16 protein-coding genes are annotated in these 20,203 nt (G+C 56.2%); 8 read left to right on the top strand and 8 right to left on the bottom strand.

Annotation, left to right across the window (positions count from 1 at the left end; translation table 11 throughout):
* On the top strand, positions 1–233 hold a 233-nt coding region (locus tag RDV48_27825; protein ID MDQ7826644.1), incomplete at its 5' end, for an HNH endonuclease signature motif containing protein.
* 26 nt (positions 234–259) lie between these two features.
* Positions 260–637, top strand: a complete 378-nt coding sequence (locus RDV48_27820; GenBank protein ID MDQ7826643.1) for a nucleotidyltransferase domain-containing protein — start codon at positions 260–262, stop codon at positions 635–637.
* An 18-nt stretch (positions 638–655) separates the two neighbouring features.
* Here the strand turns inward: RDV48_27820 and RDV48_27815 are convergent, their stop codons facing one another.
* Together RDV48_27815 and RDV48_27810 are read right to left on the bottom strand one after the other, a co-directional pair.
* Positions 656–2,098 carry a hypothetical protein gene (locus tag RDV48_27815; GenBank protein MDQ7826642.1) on the bottom strand — a complete coding sequence of 481 codons (1,443 nt, stop codon included), beginning with the start codon at positions 2,096–2,098 and terminating at the stop codon, positions 656–658.
* Positions 2,086–3,180 (bottom strand): hypothetical protein, encoded by a 1,095-nt coding sequence (locus RDV48_27810; GenBank protein ID MDQ7826641.1) that lies wholly within the window; start codon positions 3,178–3,180, stop codon positions 2,086–2,088. The genes RDV48_27815 and RDV48_27810 overlap by 13 nt, the downstream gene beginning before the upstream one ends.
* Positions 3,181–3,305: 125 nt before the next feature.
* On the opposite strand from RDV48_27810, the gene RDV48_27805 reads away from it, so the two are divergent.
* Complete coding sequence (locus RDV48_27805) at positions 3,306–4,115, top strand: hypothetical protein (protein ID MDQ7826640.1); 810 nt, start codon at positions 3,306–3,308, stop codon at positions 4,113–4,115.
* Between the two features lie 22 nt (positions 4,116–4,137).
* A complete protein-coding gene (locus RDV48_27800; GenBank protein ID MDQ7826639.1) occupies positions 4,138–6,837 on the top strand; it encodes a PAS domain S-box protein in 2,700 nt (899 codons plus the stop codon).
* A 9-nt stretch (positions 6,838–6,846) separates the two neighbouring features.
* On the opposite strand, the gene RDV48_27795 is transcribed toward RDV48_27800, so the two are convergent.
* Positions 6,847–8,373: a mechanosensitive ion channel family protein gene (locus RDV48_27795; protein ID MDQ7826638.1), complete on the bottom strand. Its 1,527-nt coding sequence runs from the start codon at positions 8,371–8,373 to the stop codon at positions 6,847–6,849.
* Positions 8,374–8,517: 144 nt separating this feature from the next.
* Entirely contained in the window at positions 8,518–9,891 is a 1,374-nt protein-coding gene (locus RDV48_27790) for a hypothetical protein (protein ID MDQ7826637.1), read from the bottom strand.
* 227 nt (positions 9,892–10,118) lie between these two features.
* Here RDV48_27790 and RDV48_27785 point away from each other — a divergent pair, with 227 nt between their 5' ends.
* On the top strand, positions 10,119–10,340 hold the full coding sequence (locus tag RDV48_27785) for a NifU family protein (protein MDQ7826636.1): 222 nt from the start codon (positions 10,119–10,121) through the stop codon (positions 10,338–10,340).
* 57 nt (positions 10,341–10,397) lie between these two features.
* Here the strand turns inward: RDV48_27785 and RDV48_27780 are convergent, their stop codons facing one another.
* Positions 10,398–11,468 (bottom strand): WD40 repeat domain-containing protein, encoded by a 1,071-nt coding sequence (locus RDV48_27780; GenBank protein MDQ7826635.1) that lies wholly within the window; start codon positions 11,466–11,468, stop codon positions 10,398–10,400.
* Between the two features lie 436 nt (positions 11,469–11,904).
* On the opposite strand from RDV48_27780, the gene RDV48_27775 reads away from it, so the two are divergent.
* A complete protein-coding gene (locus RDV48_27775) occupies positions 11,905–13,926 on the top strand; it encodes an alpha-glucosidase C-terminal domain-containing protein (GenBank protein ID MDQ7826634.1) in 2,022 nt (673 codons plus the stop codon).
* Here RDV48_27775 and RDV48_27770 read toward each other — a convergent pair.
* Both RDV48_27770 and RDV48_27765 read right to left on the bottom strand, forming a co-directional pair.
* On the bottom strand, positions 13,921–14,553 hold the full coding sequence (locus RDV48_27770; protein ID MDQ7826633.1) for an MBL fold metallo-hydrolase: 633 nt from the start codon (positions 14,551–14,553) through the stop codon (positions 13,921–13,923). The genes RDV48_27775 and RDV48_27770 overlap by 6 nt on opposite strands.
* A 15-nt stretch (positions 14,554–14,568) precedes the next feature.
* The gene (locus RDV48_27765) at positions 14,569–15,411 is read right to left on the bottom strand and encodes a DUF1460 domain-containing protein (protein MDQ7826632.1); all 843 of its coding nucleotides are present in this window, start codon (positions 15,409–15,411) and stop codon (positions 14,569–14,571) included.
* Between the two features lie 207 nt (positions 15,412–15,618).
* Between RDV48_27765 and RDV48_27760 the strand changes: the two genes are divergently transcribed.
* Positions 15,619–17,709 (top strand): hypothetical protein, encoded by a 2,091-nt coding sequence (locus tag RDV48_27760; protein ID MDQ7826631.1) that lies wholly within the window; start codon positions 15,619–15,621, stop codon positions 17,707–17,709.
* 81 nt (positions 17,710–17,790) lie between these two features.
* Here RDV48_27760 and RDV48_27755 read toward each other — a convergent pair whose 3' ends face one another.
* Complete coding sequence (locus RDV48_27755; GenBank protein MDQ7826630.1) at positions 17,791–18,387, bottom strand: DnaJ domain-containing protein; 597 nt, start codon at positions 18,385–18,387, stop codon at positions 17,791–17,793.
* 396 nt (positions 18,388–18,783) lie between these two features.
* Here RDV48_27755 and RDV48_27750 point away from each other — a divergent pair, with 396 nt between their 5' ends.
* Complete coding sequence (locus RDV48_27750; GenBank protein ID MDQ7826629.1) at positions 18,784–20,142, top strand: clostripain-related cysteine peptidase; 1,359 nt, start codon at positions 18,784–18,786, stop codon at positions 20,140–20,142.
* The last annotated feature ends 61 nt before the right edge of the window (positions 20,143–20,203 follow it).

The raw sequence follows: 20,203 nt of genomic DNA, 5'->3' as shown, positions 1-20,203 counted from the left end.
TCAGGCGCTCCCAGGGCGGCACCGATGACGAGTGGAACCTCATCGTGCTCTGTGAGGCCTGTCACCTCCACCTGCTTCACGATCTGCGGACCCTCACCATCAGGGGCCGGGCTCCCCACGGTCTTACCGTCATCTTCGGCAGTCTCTCGGAGCCTGAGCCCTTTCTGGTATATGAGAAGGGCGTAAAGCTGCCGTGGGAGGAGGGTACGGGGCGCACTCTCCTCTTGCAATGACAGGTATTTCAATATATAATGAGAATATGGCAGAATTCAATATCCCTGCGTGCTCTGACAGGAGCCTTTCGGCCCTTTCTCCCCTTGAGCAGGAGATTTCCACCCTCTTTGCAAAACGCATCCTTGAGCGGATGGGGGCAAGGGTGCTTGCAATGAGAATTTTCGGCTCCAGGGCGAGAGGAGAGGCGAGAGAAGATTCCGATCTCGATATCTGGGTGCTTCTGGACAGGGCCAGCCTCCAGGATCGCAATGAAATCAGCGATATCGGCACCGATCTGATGCTGGAGATGCTCTTCCCTTTCCAGGTGGCTCCCCGCGTCATGTCGCAGCAAGACTACGAGCAGCTCAGAGCACTGGAGCGGCTTTTCCCGAGAGAACTGGAAAAGGACGGTATAGAGCTGTGACTGGTGATAACCGCAGGGTCAGCCGGTGCCGAAGAAGCGCTGCCCGCCGAGGATCTCGACCCACCCGTCTGCCCACTTGGCGGGATCATACTTGGTGAATCGGTTGTTCCAGTTAAAGCGGTAATCCTCATAGACTGCCCTGATGAAGCCGCCTATGTGCTTTGGATGCCAGCCGGCATCAAGAAAATCGTTTACCAGGCGGTTCAGGTGATCGGGCTGCAGCATGCAGGGGTTTGCATTGTGGATAATTCCTGCCAGATGGGGAAACCTTGCGGTGACCGCTTCATAGTCCCTGTACGTCTTCCACCAGTCCCAGTAGGGATCGTGCTGCTCGCTGTCAAAGGCCTGGTGGAACCTGTAAAGGGGGGAGCGGTAATAGAGCTCGGCAAGCCTGGCAATCCCGCTGCTCCCGTCGGGAATATAGCCCACCTGGCCGGAAAAATGGTCGAATGCCTTCTGGTAATCATTTCTCACCTCTATCATCCTCGCAAGGCCAGGAAAATTCTCATGGGCGTTCCTTGCCCTGATGAGCCTCACGGGGACAGGGGTGTTGTTCACTACGCGGCTGTCCAGGACTTTCTGGTAATGAAGCTTAAGGTAGGGCGAGGCGGGAATGGCGCATGATGAAGTGTCCACGCTCCTGGTGAGCATCGTCACGTCAAAGGAGATGCCCTCGGAACCGATATCGCTCATCTCTATGGGCACGTACCAGGCCCGCCGCCGTGCTTCCTCGATAATAAGGCCAGCGAAAAAGAGCACAAGCCTGAGGGCTCCCTTGAAGGACTTCTCAGCCTGCCAGGGCACTCTTCTCCTCCTCTTGAAGGTGGGCATCTGCTGCTTCCTGGCAAGGCTCTCCTCGACAGGCCCTCCTATCTCAATAAGGCTCTGGAAGACCGGCGATTCCGGCGGGATGACGGAGATGAAGTTATAGCCTCTCCCCGTGAGCACCGCGAGATGTTCTATCCCGAGGTCCAACAGCACCTGCCTGATGAGCTGATATACAGGCTCCAGGGCCTCAAAGACACCCTGCTGATCCAGCAGGAGGACCGTGCTGTCAACGTTATTGTAATACTCGATATCAAAATAGAAGAGGACGCGCTTGGGAAGAGGATTCGCCTCGCCAAGGCAGTTCTCGGCCCATACGGACTGGAAGAGTTCCAGAGGAGGCCATTCGTAGTTCACATAGTAGCTCAGGTACTCTTCCTTCCTTACGGAGCGCCCCGTGCCCAGCCTGTCCTTGTCCTCGCATATCTGCCGCCCCGCCACGGCGAGGTATTCACATGCCGTGGACTGCATGGCATCCCAGAGATTTGCCGAGTCGCTCAGTTTCTGGAGGCCCCTCTCCAGGCGGAACTCATCATAAAGGGCGCCCATGGACTGGAGCCCCACGCGCCAGACCTCGTCGTTCCAGAACCAGCCGTTGAGAGCTCTCAATGAATCGAGAAGATTCACGAGCGCCACCTCCTCAGCACCTTGGCATGGAGAGCCGCCGAGACCTCCTCGAGCGCCCGGAGCACTACGGGGTACTCCTTGTTGAAGATCTCCAGGATCAGGCGGATGGGGACGCTGTGGACGAAGCAGAAATCGACGACGGCGTCAAGAGCCCTCGAGACATTCATTTCGAAATACTCGTCGTAAAGGTAGTCGGGGCAGTCAAGGCGGTAGAGGGAATCAAAGGGGTCATCGTCGGGAAGAATGCCCGGAACCTCGTGAGTCCTTATGCCCCAGCACCCTCCCAGGTGAAAGACATATATGTCGTCTGGCCCAAGGGGATCCAGGGCATCCTTGAGCACGTGGTAAAAGACTTTGAAGCGCACATTTTCGAAGCCTGACCTCTGGGTCTCGCATATGAGGCTTCTGCTTCTCCAGAGGTGGGAAATATCGAAGGCAAGCCTGGTCTGCGGCAGGATAAGCTGGCAGCTCTTCAGTATCTGGCGCACCTCAAAGGGCGTGGCAGGGTACTTGGGATACTCCAGCACCTCGATGCAGGGAACAAAGGTGAACTTTCTTCTCCTGTAATATTCCGAGAGCCACGCATAGACACGGAGGCTTTCGGGGATAAGCATGTTCCTTCTCATGGAGGGATCGACCCAGAGATCCCTCTGCACGAGGTGGTATACAAAATAGTCGGCGCCGACGGTCTGGGCATATTCCATGGCACGGCAGATGCTCTCGAGCGACTGGTTTTTCTTGAAATGGCCGTAGCTGTCGTCAAGCACGTCGATCATGATGTTGGGGGAATGGATGCCCAGGTTATGGGGCTGGTGCAGAAGCTCATGGCGGGTCCTCTGGGCGTCGGGGTGATCGCTTGTGATAATCTGAGTCCAGCTGTTCTCCTTGGGATAGAAGGCCCCGTCGTGGAATTCCACCCACCGCCGCTCAGGCTGCCACTCCTGGAAAAAGTAAGGTGTCGAGAGGGCTACCCGCTGTTCATGGATGTATTCACTCAGGTTGTAAGGTACTCTCTTTCCGTAGCGCTCATCGGCCGTATTTGCACAGGAGAGCGCGGGACCGACGAAAATCTGGTGCGTGCCGATAGGCATGAAATTCCTCCTTCTTGCGGCAGACGCTTAATAGCAGTCCAAACACCCCCTGCACTATCTTCTCCCCTTCTCCCTGTAAATCCTATGTCTCAACCCGGAGGAATCGCAAGGAACGGTCAAGAATCATGGAAGAGCATATTGGAGAGGACCATGCCATGGTGAAGTACGCTCCCGGCAACGCCGGCGATATTCTGAAGCACTCCTGGCTGATTGAGACCGTCACGTGGCTTCTCAAGGAATGTGAGAGCCCCTTTCTTTACGCTGACAGCTTCTGCGGCTGCTGCAAATACCAGGGCGTGCAGCCTGCCATCCGTGCGCGCCTGGAGATTTCTCTGAGAGACAGCGACCTTTACAGGTATCAGGAGGATCATCTCAAGAAATTCTGCTACCTCGGGAGCGCCTCCCTTGTGCAGAAAGTGTGCAGAACCCATGGCGTAAAGTGCCGCATCGCGGTCTTTGACGAGGAGGAGGCAAAGATCCGCTCCTTTCCCGATGACGGCGACTTTGTAAAGCTTTCCCTCACCGACGGTTACAGGATACTTGAGACGCCGGAGCATTACCACCTCATCCTCATCGATCCTTACTATGATCCTGTCCCCATGCCGGAGAAGCTCCTGCCCCACCTGATCTCGGGAAAAAGAGACTCCTCGAAGCTCGTGTTCATCATCCACCGGGCAGGCGATCCCTCCCTTTACAACACCTTTGTGGCGAAGCTCAAGGACGTGCTCCGCCGCGAGGAGCAGCGTGCTCTGATGGGGCGCATCCCATCCCATCCCTATTTTGAGTTCGACGCCAAGTTCCATACTGAGATGCTCCTGGTGCCCGCTCACTCTCTCCAGGACAAGGCACGCCGGGACCTCTTTCCTCGCCTTCGCGGGATAACCCTGGAACAGAACAGGATAATAGCCAGTGAAACCTATATGAGCGAATTTTGACCGCAGAGCTGGTGGTGCCTTCATGACGGTTCAAGAGAGCCGGAAAAAAATACTTCTTGTTGAAGACTCTGCCCTGGTGTCAAGGACCGAATCCGCAATCCTGAAAGACCATGGCTTTGACGTGGTCATTGCATCGTCGGGAAATAAAGCCATTACCCAGGTGAAAAGCGACCCTCACATAGATCTTGTCCTTATGGATATTGAGCTGGGCAGAGGAATGAGCGGCCGCGAGGCTTCCATTGAGATTCTGAAGCTGAAAAGCCTCCCCATCGTCTTTCTCACTTCCCACTCCGAAAAAGAGGTCGTGGACAGCGTGGGGGACATCATGCGCTACGGCTTCGTGACAAAAGAATCAGGCGATGCCGTGCTTATCTCCTCAATCAAGATGGCCTGTGAGCTTTTTGAAGCCCACAAAAAGACAAGGGAGAGCGAAGAGGCCCTCCAGAAGCAGAGGGATGAGCTGCGGCTTCTCCTTGATTCCGTCCCGGCGCTGATTTTTTACAAGGACCTGGACAATCGCATCATCGGCGCCAACAGGCTCTGGTTTGAAACATTGGGGCTCTCACCGGACAAAGTCCTGGGGAGGCCTATGGATGAATTCATGCCGAGGGATCTGGCAGCACAGTTTTTCCACACCGACCAGGAGATAATCGCCACGGGAGAGCCCAGGAAAGGGATCCCTGAGGTAATCGGCACAGACCGGGGCAAAAGGTGGTTCATCACCGACAAGGTCCCCTTCAAAGACAGCGAGGGCAGGGTGCAGGGAGTAATCGGCCTCTCCCGTGACATCACGGAGCGAAAGCTCACTGAGGCGGCCCTCCAGGCAAAGGAGAGGCAGCTTGTCGGCATGCTTGAGAACCTCCAGGATGCCTATTTCAGGGCAGACCTGGAGGGCTATATCATCCTGGCAGGCCCTTCAGCCGTGCCCATGTATGGGTACGGCTCCCGTGAGGAGATGATGGGCCTCCCCATAGAAGCTCTCTATGCATCGCATGAAGACTGGCAATCGGTGCTCAAGGATATGAGAAAAAAAGGGAACGTCCATGACCGGGTAGGCAGGGGGAGGAAAAAGGACGGCTCCCTCATCTGGATCTCCCTCAATGCCCAGGTCTTTTACGATGAGCATGGCCAGGTGGCCGGCACAGAGGGATTCGTCCGCGACATCACCAGCCGGATGGAGGCTGAAGAAGCTCTCCGCGAGAACCAGGCGAGGCTTGACATGGCCCTGCGGTCCGCGGCCATGGGCACCTGGCGGTGGGATATCACGACGGACAGGCGCACTTATGATGATCGGACCTGCCACCTCCTGGGAATAAATCCCGCACAGTTCAAGGGGCTGCCCGAGGAGTTCTTTTCGGCCCTTCACCCTGATGACCGCAGCAGAATCAAGAAAGCCCTGCTGGAGGCCCTTGAAAAGAGAATCCCCTACGAGTCCGATTTCAGGGTGATAGGGCCTGACGGCGCGGTGCGCCATATCTACTCCAGGGGGCGACCCGCCTATGACGACAACGACAATCCCCTGAGCATCGGCGGCATTATCTGGGACGCGACGGCCCAGAAGCAGGCGGAGCGTGAGCGCGAGGCCATTCTTCAGCAGCTTCACCAGGCCAGGAAGATGGAGTCCATCGGCACCCTTGCCGGCGGCATTGCCCACGACTTCAACAATCTCCTGGGGGGAATCCTGGGAACCCTGTCCCTTATTGAGCTCGAGCTGGGCAAGGAGTTCGAGTTCTACCAGGATATCCAGGAGATGAAGGCGCTCATCAAGCGGGGGGCGAACCTCAACAAGCAGCTTCTCGGCTTTGCCCGCAGGGACAGGGGTGACGTGAGGCCCCTGAATCTCAGCGATACCCTACAGAAAATCGCAGGGATGTTTGGAAGGACCCGCAAGGACATCACCATCAATTTTCTGTGCTCACCGGAGCTGCCTGCCGTGATGGCGGACCACATGCAGATAGAGCAGGTGCTCCTCAACCTGCTTGTCAACTCAGGCCAGGCAATGCCCTCAGGAGGCTACCTCTCCCTCAGCACTGAAGCTTCGGAGCTCTCCTCAAGGGACACTGCGCCGCACGGGGTGAAGCCGGGCTGCTATATCCGCCTTACAGTAAGTGATACCGGCACCGGTATGGATGAAAAGACCTGCGAGCGGATTTTTGAGCCTTTTTTCACGACCAGGGAGTCAGAGGGCGGCACGGGCCTCGGCCTGGCGACGGCTTACGGCATCATCAAGAGCCTTGGGGGCTTCATCACTGTCGAGAGCGCCCCGGGAAAGGGATCGTCATTTTCCCTGTACCTTCCGGTCACGGACCAGCCCGTTTTCGAGGAAATCAGTGAGGCCGCACCCCTGCGGCGGGGAGGCGAGACCATTCTCATCGTCGATGACGAAGAACAGGTCCTCTTTGTGCTGGAACGCATGCTCACCGTCATGGGCTACAAGGTGCTCAAGGCAAAAACAGGCCTCGAAGCCATCAAAATATACAGCAGCGATCATGAACATATCGCGCTGGTGATCCTCGACCTGGTCATGCCTGTGATGGGCGGCGTCCAGATATTTGATGCCCTGAACAAGATAAAACCCTCGGTGAAGGTGCTTCTTACAAGCGGCTACCGTGTTGACGAGCAGGCATCCGCAATCATGAAGAGAGGGTGCAGGGGATTCCTCCAGAAACCTTATGACATAGAGGCTCTCTCGGCGGAACTGGAGAAGGTCCTGGGAAAGTGAGAGGAAGGCCTAATAGGAAAAGAACTGCCTGATCCTCGTGAGAAGGTTGTTCCTGAGCTTGAGCTGCTCTTCGCTCTGTTCAGGCCAATCGAACGCTGCCCCGTCCGCCTCCGAAAGGCTGCCGGCTGTCCTTGTCTGCCGGTCCGTAATGGCGTCGCATATTACCTCGTCCATATGAGGGTTCCTGGCAATGAGCTCCTTGAGATCCTTTTTCCCCAGTGACATGAGCTCCGCCTCCCTTGTGATGACCACTGTGGCTGAGCGGGCATCACCGGTGAGAAGGGACATCTCACCGAAGAATGATCCGGGCCCCAGTGCCGTGGTGAAAAGCCTCTCACCGCTCTCGTTGGTCACGGAGACCTCCACCTCTCCTGATTTCACGATATAAAAGCGCTCTCCCTTGTCGCCCTGGCGGAAAAGCACATCACCCCCGGGAAATATCTCGCTTCGGAGGCTCCTGGTGAGAGAGGCTATCGCCTCAGGCGAGAGGGATTTGAATATGTCGATGGAGCTCAGGAGGTCCGTACCGATGGTCTCTGCGGCCTCGGCCTCTTTTCTGCCGTGGTGAAAAACCTCTCTTATCGGGAAGGGGATCACGATGCCGGCGCGCTTGAAGTGGTACCAGATCTGCCTCATCACTCTTGATTCAATATCATTGTAAGCGCTGAAGTCGTCGAGCCAGAACTTGAGGTTGTAGGTGATGGAGGAATCTCCGAACCGGGTCACCCACACCTTGGGGGCGGGATCGGCGAGCACTCCATCTGCACTGGCAGCCGCCGCGAGCAGCGCCTCGGCAACCTGGTCCGGCGAGTGCTGGTAATGGGCTCCCACCTCCACTATCCGCGCATGGTGGCTCGTGGGCGACGAGTAATTCTGAAGGTCCAGCTTGGCCAGGCTGCTGTTGGGGATGACGATATAATCACCGCTGAGGGTCTGGATTGATGTGGCTCTCCAGTCGATCCTCTGGACGCTCCCCTCGTATTCGCCCACCTTGACCCAGTCCCCCAGTGAGAAGGGATGGGAGAGGTGAAGGGCAAGCCCCGAGAACACGTTGCCCAGGGACTCCTGGATGGCAAGGCCTATGATGATGGAGAGTATGGCGGAAGTGGTGATGATGGGGGCGATGTTTATCTTCAGGACAGCCCAGAAATAAAACCCTATCAGCACCAGATAGACGCCGAGGCGTATGATGTCGCGGAACAGGACCGGAATGCTTGAATGATACCGGTAGATCAGGAGATAGTCATAAATATAGGCTGCCAGGGTTTCAACGACAAGTATGGCGATAATAGCGATGACAAAGGGCAATACGTAGCCTGCAAGCTTTTTCTGGAAAGGCAAAAATGTGCACAGTTCCTCAAAATAGAGTATCGCGATAAGAAAAATGGCCGCATAAGCCCAGAACTTTGTGCGCGTGATGATGTAGCGGGCCCATGTGCGCCTCCCCTCTTCCCTGAAGAGGATCCTGTATATGAGCGTCAGGCCTATCAGGAGCAGAAGGCTCTGGCCTGCTGCGCCGAGCAGTTCAATCCACATCCGGGATATCCTCCATGGAGTCGTGTGGCATGTCCATTATATGAAAATACCGAAATAAGTCAACCACCGGCAATTTCCCGGTTCATGAAAAACGGCACGCCTTGAGGCGTGCCGCCGTATCACCGATTCTGATCCTGAAAAAGGCTATCCCTGCTTTGGCATGGGTCCCTGAGCCTCTGGCTGAGGCTCTGCAGGACCTTCTTCCTCTTTCTTCTCAGGTGCCTGGGCCCCCTGCTCCTTGTCTTCCGGGCCTTCCGGGCCTTTTTCCTTATCCTCGTTCTCCTTGACGTCCTTCTTGTCCTTGTCGCCTGCCTTTTCACCCTGCTTCTGCGGCACCGTCGTGACGGGCGGGGCAATCTCGTCCATGGCTTTGCCTTTGCCAAGCCCCGTGACGCCTTCATTGAAGCTGTTCATAAGGGCGTTACCCTTCTTGGGATTGTTGCCCTGGGTCTGCCTCTTCAGAAGCTCCGTCATCTGGTCAAAATTCATGTCGGGGCGAGATTTCAGGGTCTGGCACGCCGTGCTGAACATCGCCGCCCTGTTGTCGAGCACTGCCGCGTCTTTTCCCGGCACCATCTGCTTCAGGTTCTTCTGGAAGCTCGTCACCTGGTCCACGGACATGTCGCCCCTCACGGCGAGAAGGTCAGCGGCATCCTTGAAGGAGCGGCTTACCCTCTGCTGCGACATGGGATCGTTCTTGTCGCCCATGGTCTCGACGGTCGAGCGGGCAAGCTTGATCACGTGCTCCTCGTTGAGGTCCCTCCTCGTGCAGAGGAGCTCTACCGAGGTTTCCATCATCTCGAGCTTTGTCGCCGCCGCCGAGGCACCCTTGCTCCCTCCCGGGGGCTTGATGGAGTCCATCAGCTCCGAGAGGTTCGTGAACATCTTGCCCACGGCGTCGGGCTTCATGTCGGTCCTGGTCTTCAGGAGCTTCATGGCGAGTGTAAAAGCCTTCTTCGCCATCACGGGGTTCCCCAGGGTCTTTATGAGCTGGGCCCTCAGGTCCGTGAGCTCCTTGGGCTTGATGTCCTGGCGGTTTTCCATCAGCTCCTTGGTCTCATCATCGCTGACGGATTTGTCAATCTGCACCTTGCCGTCGGGCGTCTTGTTCACAAGGTCCGATACCTGGAGATCGGTCCTGTCGGTGAGCTGTTTGAGGACCTGTGAGAAGCCTGCCGTGTCCTTCCTCAGGGGAAGGAGCTCCGAGAGCTTCACGTCGCTTCTCTTGCTCAGAAGGCCTCTCACTGCGTCGGCCTGGTCGCCGAAAATCTGCTTGAGCTCGTCGTCGGTGATCTTGTCCTGCTTGGCATCAACGGCTTCGCCCTGCTGGCGCTCCACAATGGCGCGGTAGGCGTCCTCCCGGAGATCAAGCCCTGTCTTGGCCTGCATCATGTCGAAAGGCGCCTGGGTGGCCTGCTGCCCCTGTACCTCCTCGGCAGGGGCCATCTGCGGGCCGGCCACCTGCTGCATTCCCGCCGTCTGGTAGATATTCTGCGGCATTCCCGGTTGTATGTTCATAAGTCATTCTCCCCCTTTTCACATCTTTGTCGGTATATCACGACAAAAAGGGCCTTCGTCAAGGAATTCATGTAAAAAATATGTTAACATTCACTTCTCGGCATGGTTTCCCGTCATTGCAGCTCTGCAGGCGATGAAAAGGCATGGCACCGGGGAGCCGGGGTGAAAGAGGTGAATCCTTTCCAGGGAAGAATCATCATAAGTAGACAGGAACGGAGGTGTCCACCATGAAAGAAAAAGTAATGGAAGTACTGAGCAAGATTAGACCTTCACTGCAGGCCGATGGTGGTGATGTTGAGCTTGTGGAGATAACTCCTGAAGGCGAAGTGAAGCTGAAGCTGAAAGGTGCATGCGGCGGATGCCCCATGAGCCAGATGACTCTGAAGATGTTCATAGAGAAGACCATCAAGAAAGAGATCCCTGAGGTAAAGGAGGTCACCGGCGTCTAGGGCAGAGCTTCATTTGATTAAATAGATACCGGCACTTTCCACAGAGTGCCGGTATTTTTATTTGGCCTCTTGAACTTTCCACTCGATTACGACGCCCTCCCTTGACGCGGAGACAATCATTGTGCCTTCACTGTTAAAGGCGAGGGAGCACACGGCGTCATGGTGGCCGGGAAGGAGCACCGGAGCGCTCTGCCCTGCCGGGTCCAGAAGGCAGGTCTCGCCGCTCCCTGTGCCGCATGCCAGGTACGAGCCGCGGGGCGAGGCAGAGAGCGAAGTCACCGGTGACTCTGATATTTTCAGCGTGCCGGTCTTCTCCCCTGACTCCACGTTCCATATCCTCACGGTTCCATCATTGCAGCCCCCTGCAATGAACAAGCCGTCACCGGTGAAAGCCCCGCAGAGAGAGACCGTGTCGCTGCTGCGGGAAGAGCGCTTTTCATCCCTGTTCCGCTGAGGATTGTAATAGAGGAGAAGGGGCTCCTCTTTCTCACGGAGAAGCCTTACAATCTTCCCTGTCGCCACATCCCACAGGGCAATCGAGCGATCCCAGAAGCCCGCCGCCGCCATGCGCCCCGACGGCGAGAAGCAGAGCCACTGCACAAGGAAATCCGTGTCGTTGAACAGCCTCGTGAGAGCGCCGCTCTCGGCATCCCAGAACTTGACATCACCGTTCAGAGAGCCCACGAGAAGCCCTTTCCCCCCGGGAGAGAATGCAAGGGCAGTCACGGTGTTGTACCAGTCAAGCGTGACGCCGTCGTCGTTTCCGCCGGTGCTCAGGACCCGCACGAAGCCCTTCTCAGGGCCGAGAGCAATTCGTGCCCCGTCGGGAGAAAGAGCAAGAGTCCTTACAGGTGGAATGGGATGCTGAAAAGATATCCTCTCCCTTGTCCTGCCGTCGGAATCCCACAGGGTGAGCACGTTGCGGCTGTCCACACCTGCGATGAGAGAGTTTTCCGGCGAGACGGCAATTGCAGAGAGCGGTTCCTGAGAGACTCTTACGGTTCTGACGACCGCGAGAACCGCTCCTTCAGCCTCCCCGCAGGGGCTCTCCAGGGCGGCAATGGCTGAAAAGAACGCCATGAGCGTGAAAAAGAGGAAAAGCTTGAACTGAGGGCGCTTCGATCTCATTGCCTTCATCCCACCGGCCGAACATTGATAGGTCTTTTCTAGCCCACTGCCATGTGCCCCTTCTTTGCTCTCACCAAGTGGAATACCGCTGAGATAATGGGAGGCCGGCGGGCCCTCATGGCCGGGGCTGCAGGGATATGGGGGAAGTCCCGTTACGTTTACATGATGTTTACAAAAGAGATCTTGCGATGATCCGCCCCGTCCCTTATAATCACCTTGAAACTGAAATGAAGGTGATTATTATGCAGGAACTCATTTTGAACGGAATTCACAGCACTGCCCTCTGGGGAATGGAATCGGGCCTCCTTGCCTCATTGCCTGACAAGAGGGAATAGCCCCGCCCTCCTGATTCCCGGCGTCTGCCTCCTCCCGGGAAAAGGATAAACACTCCTTCGGAAGAATAGCTTAATATCATTCAAGCTGAAGGAGTTTATCCATGGAAAGAGCTACATCGGCGCTTCTCAAGGTACTTGAGGACCTCAAAAGAAAAAAGGATACTTTCACCGGCACCTACCTTGTCCCCCCGCTCTGGGCTCCCCCCGGCGGGAAGCCCCCTGAGGATCATCGCCCCGTCAACGTGAATCCCTATGAATACTACACAGGGCACATAGAAGCCATTCTTGCCGCAGGCCGGGAAAAGGCAGGGAGCCACCTCCCTTACAGGGGGACAAAAGGCTTCTGGATCTGCAACTCCGAGGTGTACAACATATTTCCCCGGCTTGCCACCGCTTTTGATCACGACGGCGACGGCGTGATCGGCGGCCATGACAGGGATATCACCGTCAACAGCGGTGCAATAAGGGAAACAGGGACCTTCCTGAAGACCCTGGCGCTCCTTGGCCATATCCACCGCCTGGGATGCGACGTGGTTTACTTCCTGCCCATCACGGCCATCGGGAAAGACGGGAACAAGGGGGACCTGGGCTCGCCTTATGCCATCAGAAATCCTTACGAGCTTGACGAGAAGCTCCGCGATCCCCTCTGCGATCTTGATATCACCACGCAGTTCAAGGCCCTCGTGGAGGCCTGCCATACCCTGGGGATGAAGGCGGTCCTCGAGTTCGTGTTCCGCACCGGCGCAAAGGATGCAGACTGGATAGCGACGAATCCCGACTGGTTCTACTGGATAGACAATGCAATCCCTGAAAGGCGCCCCGGCATGCGTCCCGATGAGATGAAGTCCTCTTACGGGAACCCTGTCTTCAGTGATGAGGATCTCGCCAGGATCAAGCAGAAAGTGACAGCAAAGGACTTCAATAACCTTCCTGCCCCGCCGGCCGATTACAGAGCCATGTTCAAGCTCGCCCCCGCATCGCCGGCAAAAGTGAGAAAACAGGAAAAGGGAGGGTTTCTCGGCACATCCCTGGACCCCCTGTCGGGCAGGGAGGTTGAGACCAGGATTCCCGGCGCCTTTGCCGACTGGCCTCCCGATGACGTGCAGCCTCCCTGGACCGACGTGACGTACCTTCGCCTTTACCTTGACGAGGATCCCGCGAAGCCGCAATTCAACTATATAGCCTATAACACCATAAGGATGTATGATAACGCCCTTGCGAAAATGGAGAGGGCAAACCGCCCCCTCTGGGACAGGATAAGGGACATCATACCGCACTATCAGAAGACCTTCGGCATCAACGGCGTGATGGTGGACATGGGCCATGCGCTGCCGCCGGCCCTCATGCAGGAAATCGTGGCCGCCGCCAGGGGGAATGATCCTGATTTCGCCTTTCTCTCCGAGAACTTCACCGTTGACGAGCACAGCCTGGAAGCGGGCTACAATGTGGTGCTCGGCTATGCGTGGAACGTGGAGCACAACCGCGAAGGGCTCTTAAAGCTTATGCACCACGTGGGAGGGGGCATGCCCCTCTCCTTTTTCGCCACACCGGAGTCCCACAACACGCCGAGGAGCGCCACCAAGAAGGGAGAGGTGGGATATTCCAAGTGGATTTACGTGGTCAACGCTTTCCTGCCCTATGGGATACCCTTTATCCATAACGGATACGAGCTGGGCGAGACCTACCCTGTGAACACGGGCCTGGACTTCACCGCCGGGGAAGTGGAGCATTTCAGGGGAAAGCCCCTGGCCCTCTTTGACCGCTGGCACTTTGACTGGGCATCGCCGCGGGAGTTCTCTTCATTCATCGCCAGAGTCAATGAGATACGCCAGACCCACAAAGCCATCGCGTGCTGCACGGAGAAAGGCTCTTTCGTCCTTATCGAGGGCGGCAGCCCGGATGTCCTCGCCTACCGCAGAAGCCATGGGAATGAAGAGCTCTTCATAGTAGTGAACATGAACTGCGACGACCCGGGGGAGTTCTCGTTAGGCGGCGATACACCGGAAGGCCCTGTCAGGGAGCTTCTCCACGGGAGGGAGCTGCACCGCCATGATGGCCGGCTGAGCGGAACCCTGGCCCCTGGCGAGGCGCTTGTCATTTATCACCGGAGAAACCACTCATAACGGGGCTGCTGCCAGGAAGGGGTTGTTTTTCTTTTCATCACCCACAGTCGTGGCTGGCCCATGGCCGGGATAGAGCCTTACCTTGTCGCCAAGGGTAAGCAGCTTCTCCCTGGCATTCTTGACAAGGCTCTCCAGGGAGCCGCCCGTGAGGTCCGTCCTGCCGATGGATCCCGCAAATATTGTGTCGCCGGTAAAAACGTCGCTGCCGCATTGAAAACATACCGACCCGGGGGAATGCCCCGGCGTGTGGATCACTTTCAGGGCGAGCTTTCCAAACTTTATCTCGTCTCCCTCGCTGAGAAATCGGTTACAGAGAGGGGCGGGCTCAATCTCCATCCCGAAATGGCGCCCCTGTATCGGCAGATTCTCGTAAAGAAGGATATCCTCCTCGTGAATCGCGATAGGCGCCTCTATCACCGCGCGCAGGTCCCTGAGTCCCTCGATATGGTCAAAATGGCCATGGGTGCAGAGAAAATGCTTTACGGCCAAGCCGTGCTTCCTGACGATCTGCGCAATGACATCGGCGTCCCCGCCTGCGTCGATAACCACGCCCTCCCTGGTATCCGGGCATCCCAGTACGTAACAGTTGCAGTCAACCCTTCCCACCACGGCGCTGTCAAAGATCATGACACTCCCTCCTTCTCAGTAAAACCTTGAAAAGATCACGCCGTCAAAATAATCGGAGTTTTCCGACAGGTAGTCGAGGAAAGACCTCTTCTCCACTTTCTTCGAGATGGAATTGGCATGGAAAAGCCATTTCCTGTCAATAACAAGTCCCTCGTGGGAAACCACGATCCCCAGGCTGAAGTTCTTTTTCCTCACGAAGGCCACCCCTGCAGCGGAAGGGAGCTTTGCCACAAGCTTCTCGTCAACCTGGGCCGCAGGAATATATAAGGCCGTCACCTCTTTTTCCCATGGGATATCAAGGAGCTTCGTGCCGTCGCTTTTCCTGTTCAGAGTCACCGTAGCCTTCCCGCAGACTGAAGGCGCGGCAAGCGATGCCGTTATGTCGGCGAAAAAGGGGCAGGAGTGGAGGCGCTCATAAGTGAAATGCTGCCTGTTCTGATAGCTCACCGTCTTTGTCCCGACCATGGGAGGATTGTGATAATTGAGCTTCTTCATCAACTCCCGCGCTTCGTCCCAGGTGGACCCGTGGGCCATGGCGAGGGTTGTGAGAACAAAAACCGTGCAGTCCGTCACGTCAACGCGGAAGAAGGGCTTCTGGTCAGGGGGCTTCTCCTCGCCAAGGCACCCGAGGCTGTAAGGCGTTCCCACGCGGGCAAGGGCAAGTGCCCTCATTCTGCCTTCAAGCGTGGGAAACCGGCGGTGAAGCTCTCCCAGGAACCTGTTGAACCGGGCCCTCTCCTTCACCGTATAAAGCTTCGGCTGGCTGGCAATCCACTTTTCGCCGTCACCAGCGGCAAAAGACACTGCCGTCATAAGAAAGGCACATAAAAAAACCGCTGCAGAAATCTTCGATGCCATGCACTCCATCTTACTCGTTTCACCTTTAAAATCCTCTCTGCTGAAACACACAATACCTATGAAATATCCCACAGGATGATGAAAGAGTATTTTTAAAATATTTTACCTACATATGACGTGATCAATTTGCTCTTATTAGAGGACTGCCGGCCCCTCTGGAGAATCCCTGTACCGGCATATTTATTGAAGTAAAGTGAGGAACAGCCCATGAAGAAAACACCGCCTGCAAGGAAGGAAAAAGGACGCAAGGGTGTGGAGCCCGACGCAATTCCGCGCGAATTGATCCATGCCGAGGAAGACCGCTTGGCGGAAGAGAGGAGGAGCATCCACTTCCCCGAGTGCGTGGTGCCCCCCCAGGCCAAGCAGGATTATGAGCACTTCATAGAATGGTGCCTTCACAAGGGCATCACAGAAATAGGCCACACCGTGGCGCCCATGATAAGCTCCAAGCTGAGAGCGAAGCCTGTGAACATCAAGGAGTTTGACAAGAAGCTATTTCTTGAAGGGGCGGAGCTCGACGGCTCAAGCTTTGCCACGGGAGGCGGCCGCGTCGTGCACCGCTCCAAGGTGCTTGCCGTCCCCGACACGGAGAGCAAGTGGTTCACCTTCCCCGATTCCCTCAGAAGGGGCACCCTCTATATTCTGTCGGAGATGATCACGCCCGAGGGCATCCCCATGGGAGGCCGCAAGCCCCTCAGGCTCGCCTCGAAAGTGCTGGAAGAGGCTCTTTCAGAGCTCATGACCACCTTGAATGTATCACCTCCGGCTTCCCATGAGCGCTACTCCCTTATCACGGGCTTCGAGAAAGAGTTCTTTGTCATGCCGAAGGATGCCACGCACCAGCGCTCGGACCTGAAGTACCTCGGGCAGACCGTCGTGGGAGGGCCCGGACCCATCAACCAGAACCTCCAGGGCGTGTACCTCACGATCCCCAAGAGAAAGGAGGAAGCCCTGCTGAACGATATCGTGAAGGACCTCGCCCACGTGGGGATCACGGCCGTGCAGAAGCACATGGAGGTGGGCCAGACGGGCGACGAGCTCAAGGGCCGCCAGTGCGAGATTGTGCTTAAATACGCCCCGGCACTCAATGCCGCCGACAACGAGCTGATAGCCCGCCAGGTCATCGAGGATGTCTGCGAGCGCCATGGTTACAGGGCCCTCATCGGAAGCAAGTCTTTCACCGAGAGCGCCGGCGGCGCCGGCATAAACGGCAGCGGCAAGCACACCAACATGAGCCTTGTGAAATATGATATGCTCACGAGGGAGATCAAGGAGAACCTGCTGAGCCTCCAGGGGCTTGCCCCCGACGCTCACTCACCGGTGAACCTCATAGGGCTTGCCATGGTGGCCGCCATGGGGAGGCACTGGCATGTCTATGACGCCGCCATAGCCTCCAGGGGGAACGACCTGCGAAGACGCCCCGGGTATGAGGCCCCGGTGTACCTTTCGGCCTTTCTCGGCAGCACCTCGGAGTTCCGTGACTCCCTTCAGCAGGACCGCAACCGCTCCGTCTCTCTCGGCCTCTCGGGAAACAAGCTGGAATGGCGGGCCCCCGGAGCCAACACCTCCATGTACATCCCCCTCGCTTTTGTCTGCCTTGGAATCGCCGAGGTGGTGAAGGAGATAAACAGGGCGGTGAAAAAGTCCGTGAAAGGCGGGAAAAGCACCACTGCCGCCATAAATGATGAATTCGCCCGCCTCAGGAAGGAAATCAACTACTTTGTCATTGACGAGGACGTCTATGAGCTCTCCAAGGAAGACGCGGAGAAGCGCTTCGGCTACAAGGCGCCGGAGAACACTCCCGAGGCCCTGGAGATCCTTGACCAGAAGAAAAAAATCGGGTTCCTCATCGAAGACGGCGTCTTCACCGAGGAGATGGTCAAGGCCTTCAAGATGGTGCAGATCGAGAATTACGTGGAGCGCGTGAAGGCCGAAGCCATCGTGCTCTCGCAGATGGCCAAGGTGCTCAGCAACAAGGTTTTCAGGAGTGCCCTGATGGCCATTCCTCCAGGCAACCTCAAGGAAATAGAGCCGCGCCTGAGGGAGCGCCAGAGGCACCTGGGCGCCCTGAACGCCGAGCTTCTCATGCTCATCGACTGCTCATACGTGGAAGGCAGAAAAGACCAGAGATGCAAGGACCTCCGCACCATGCTCCAAGAGATGAAGGACAAGCACGATGCTGATGAGCTGGCGAATATCGCGGCCAATGAGATCCTTCCCCTCATGGCCCGCATGAGAGGCCTCTATGAGGAGATAGTGGATATCATCGGGGGAAGCGAGGAAGTGCTGAGGCTCTAGAAGGGCCCTCAGACAGCGGCCTGGCAATAAAAAAGAAGGCGCAGTGATCACCTGCGCCTTCTTTTTTATGAGCCTCTCAAACTATATTTCCGGGTCAATCAGTATATTAGACATGGTCCTCGCGTCATTGTCCTTGGGATCAAGGGACAGAGCCTTTCTGAAAGTGTTGATGGCCTTGTCAAAATCACCCAGAAGGTAATAGGTGAGGCCCAGGTTGTAGTGCCCGTCAGGGTTGGTGGGATCAAGCTCCGTCACGTTTTTGAACTCTTCCTGGGCGGCCTCGATGCTGTCCTTTTTCCGGGAAGCGACAAAGGTGATTCCCATGGTAAAAGAGGACTCCACGGGGCTTTTGCCGCCCACGCTCTTCACTACCCTGGGCCTCTTGGCCTTGGGCGTGAATATATCGAAGAGGCCGGGCTTTCTCTCGACATACTTGCTCTTTTTCTTGTTGAATTCCCTGAACCGGAACATCTTCTGGCTGTCGTAAGTCTTCCTCTCCCCCATGTCCTTGAGCTTGTTATAGGCCTCGACGATCTCCTTGGTCTTTTCCTCCGCAAGGAGCTTTTCCTTGCAGACATCGGGATGGTACTTCTTTGAAAGGGCCCTGTAGCTCTTGTGGATATCTTCCAGAGAGCTGAGAGGCGAGACTCCCAGAACCCTGTAAAAATCTTTCTGCACGGTATGATCTCCCTTCTCCTTTTGAAATAAAATACACCGCTCCAGGACTGCAGAGGAAACCGGCGGTCAGTCACAAAAGAAGGAGCGGCGCCCCCCCTTTTCTTTTACTCTCTTTCCGCCCCTCTTTTTCAATTCACCTGCTGAAAATAAAATCCTTCTTTCCTCACTATTTTTAATCCTGTCCAGATGTTCACAAAATGTTAACATGGGGGAAGGCCCTGCCGTCTTCGGAGAGAATCGCATGAATACAGGCTTATCCACCGATCGGGAAGGAGAAATCCATGATTCTGCCCCTGCCCGTCAAATTGACAGAGGGAAAACAAAAGCCTTATAATAACAATAGACTTTTTCCATGGGGATTCAATTTCACGTTTTATAATAATAAGGAGGTCTTGCATGGACAACATCAAAGGGGTATCGAACTACATCGCTCCCGCAATGAAAGGTGACGTCAAGGGGCCGGAGACTCCGCAGGAGAAGCCTGCCGAGCAGAACGATCAGGTGCAGCTTGGCGGTGACAAGCCTGAGATGCCGCAGGCAATGAAGCCTCACAAGAAGTGGCTTTTCCTGAACTATATCGCTGCAGACTGCAACCTCACGGAGTACCAGCTGAAAAACATAGACAACCAGGAACTGGTGGGCTCCGACAACAACACCCACGTGGTGGCCTATGTCGATGTGGGTCCGAAGCCCAACCCGATGGATAACACATGGCAGGGCGCAAGGTCTTACTATGTCAACAAGGATGACACACCCAACAAGATAAACTCCGAGCTCATCGCGGAATATGGCGATCACGTGGATATGTCAGATCCCAAGACACTCACCAAGTATGTAGTGGACGCCGTCGGGAAATTCCCTGCGGACCATGTGTGCCTGGTTCTCAACGATCATGGCGGCGGCTTCACCGGCGCCATGTCTGACGAGACTGACGGCAATTTCATGTCGGTGCCGCAGATCCGCGACGCTCTCGACAAGGCCCAGGAAGTCACCGGCAAGAAGATCGACATCATCGGCTTTGATGCCTGCCTGATGGCTGAAGCCGAAGTGGCCTACGAGCTCAAGGACAAGGCGAATATCATGCTTGCTGCCGAAGAGAGCGAAGGCGGACCAGGCTGGACCTACAACTCGATGCTCGGCGGCGAAAACATAAGCCAGGCCATCAAGACGGCCCAGGAAGCAATGATCCACAAAATCAACGTGGGACCCGAGGAGTTCGCCAAGATCGTGGTGAATGTGAACAAGCAGCATAATGAAGACATTCCCACCTTCTCGGCAGTAAACCTCAACAAGATGGATGCCTTCAAGGACAGTCTCAACGAGTTTGCCAAGACCGTAAGAAAATCCGGCGACAAAGAGTCGGTAAAGGCCGCCATCCAGGGAGCCGAGAACTACGGCGGCGGATGGACTCCGTACAAGGACATCCGCGATGTGGGCCATCTGGCAGACAACCTCATTGCCAATGCCAAGGATCCCGCCCTCAAGGGCGCCGCGGAAAAAATGGCAAAGGCAGTGAAGGACGTTGTCATCGCCAACGAGGTGAACCCCCAGTCCCATCCCAAGTCGCAGGGCATCAGCGTCTATGCCCCTATCGACAAGCCTTCGCTTGAGTACAATTACGGTGATCTCAAGTTCGCCAAGGACAGCGAGTGGGACGAGATGCTCCAGGAGCTCGGTGTAGGCGGAGCTCCCAGCGAGGGAAGAGCTACGCCCAGGTTCTGGACCGACGGCACCGTGAGGAAATCCAAGGAATAACCTAGAGAAAAAAGGAGTGGGCAGTGCCCACTTCTTTTTTTATTTCCGGCACTCAAAGCCC

This window comes from Candidatus Eremiobacterota bacterium (assembly GCA_031082125.1).
Lineage (GTDB): Bacteria > Vulcanimicrobiota > CADAWZ01 > CADAWZ01 > Ess09-12 > Ess09-12.
The sequence above is the reverse complement of the archived record's forward strand: the minus strand, read 5'-3'. Positions and strand labels throughout refer to the sequence as shown.

Coding starts and splice junctions, on each gene's coding strand:
- RDV48_27800 (MDQ7826639.1), top strand. CDS start 4,138: ATGACGGTTCAAGAGAGCCGGAAAAAAATACTTCTTGTTGAAGACTCT.
- RDV48_27805 (MDQ7826640.1), top strand. CDS start 3,306: ATGGAAGAGCATATTGGAGAGGACCATGCCATGGTGAAGTACGCTCCC.
- RDV48_27780 (MDQ7826635.1), bottom strand. CDS start 11,468: ATGAGATCGAAGCGCCCTCAGTTCAAGCTTTTCCTCTTTTTCACGCTC.
- RDV48_27795 (MDQ7826638.1), bottom strand. CDS start 8,373: ATGTGGATTGAACTGCTCGGCGCAGCAGGCCAGAGCCTTCTGCTCCTG.
- RDV48_27785 (MDQ7826636.1), top strand. CDS start 10,119: ATGAAAGAAAAAGTAATGGAAGTACTGAGCAAGATTAGACCTTCACTG.
- RDV48_27790 (MDQ7826637.1), bottom strand. CDS start 9,891: ATGAACATACAACCGGGAATGCCGCAGAATATCTACCAGACGGCGGGA.
- RDV48_27760 (MDQ7826631.1), top strand. CDS start 15,619: ATGAAGAAAACACCGCCTGCAAGGAAGGAAAAAGGACGCAAGGGTGTG.
- RDV48_27820 (MDQ7826643.1), top strand. CDS start 260: ATGGCAGAATTCAATATCCCTGCGTGCTCTGACAGGAGCCTTTCGGCC.
- RDV48_27770 (MDQ7826633.1), bottom strand. CDS start 14,553: ATGATCTTTGACAGCGCCGTGGTGGGAAGGGTTGACTGCAACTGTTAC.
- RDV48_27765 (MDQ7826632.1), bottom strand. CDS start 15,411: ATGGCATCGAAGATTTCTGCAGCGGTTTTTTTATGTGCCTTTCTTATG.
- RDV48_27775 (MDQ7826634.1), top strand. CDS start 11,905: ATGGAAAGAGCTACATCGGCGCTTCTCAAGGTACTTGAGGACCTCAAA.
- RDV48_27750 (MDQ7826629.1), top strand. CDS start 18,784: ATGGACAACATCAAAGGGGTATCGAACTACATCGCTCCCGCAATGAAA.
- RDV48_27810 (MDQ7826641.1), bottom strand. CDS start 3,180: ATGCCTATCGGCACGCACCAGATTTTCGTCGGTCCCGCGCTCTCCTGT.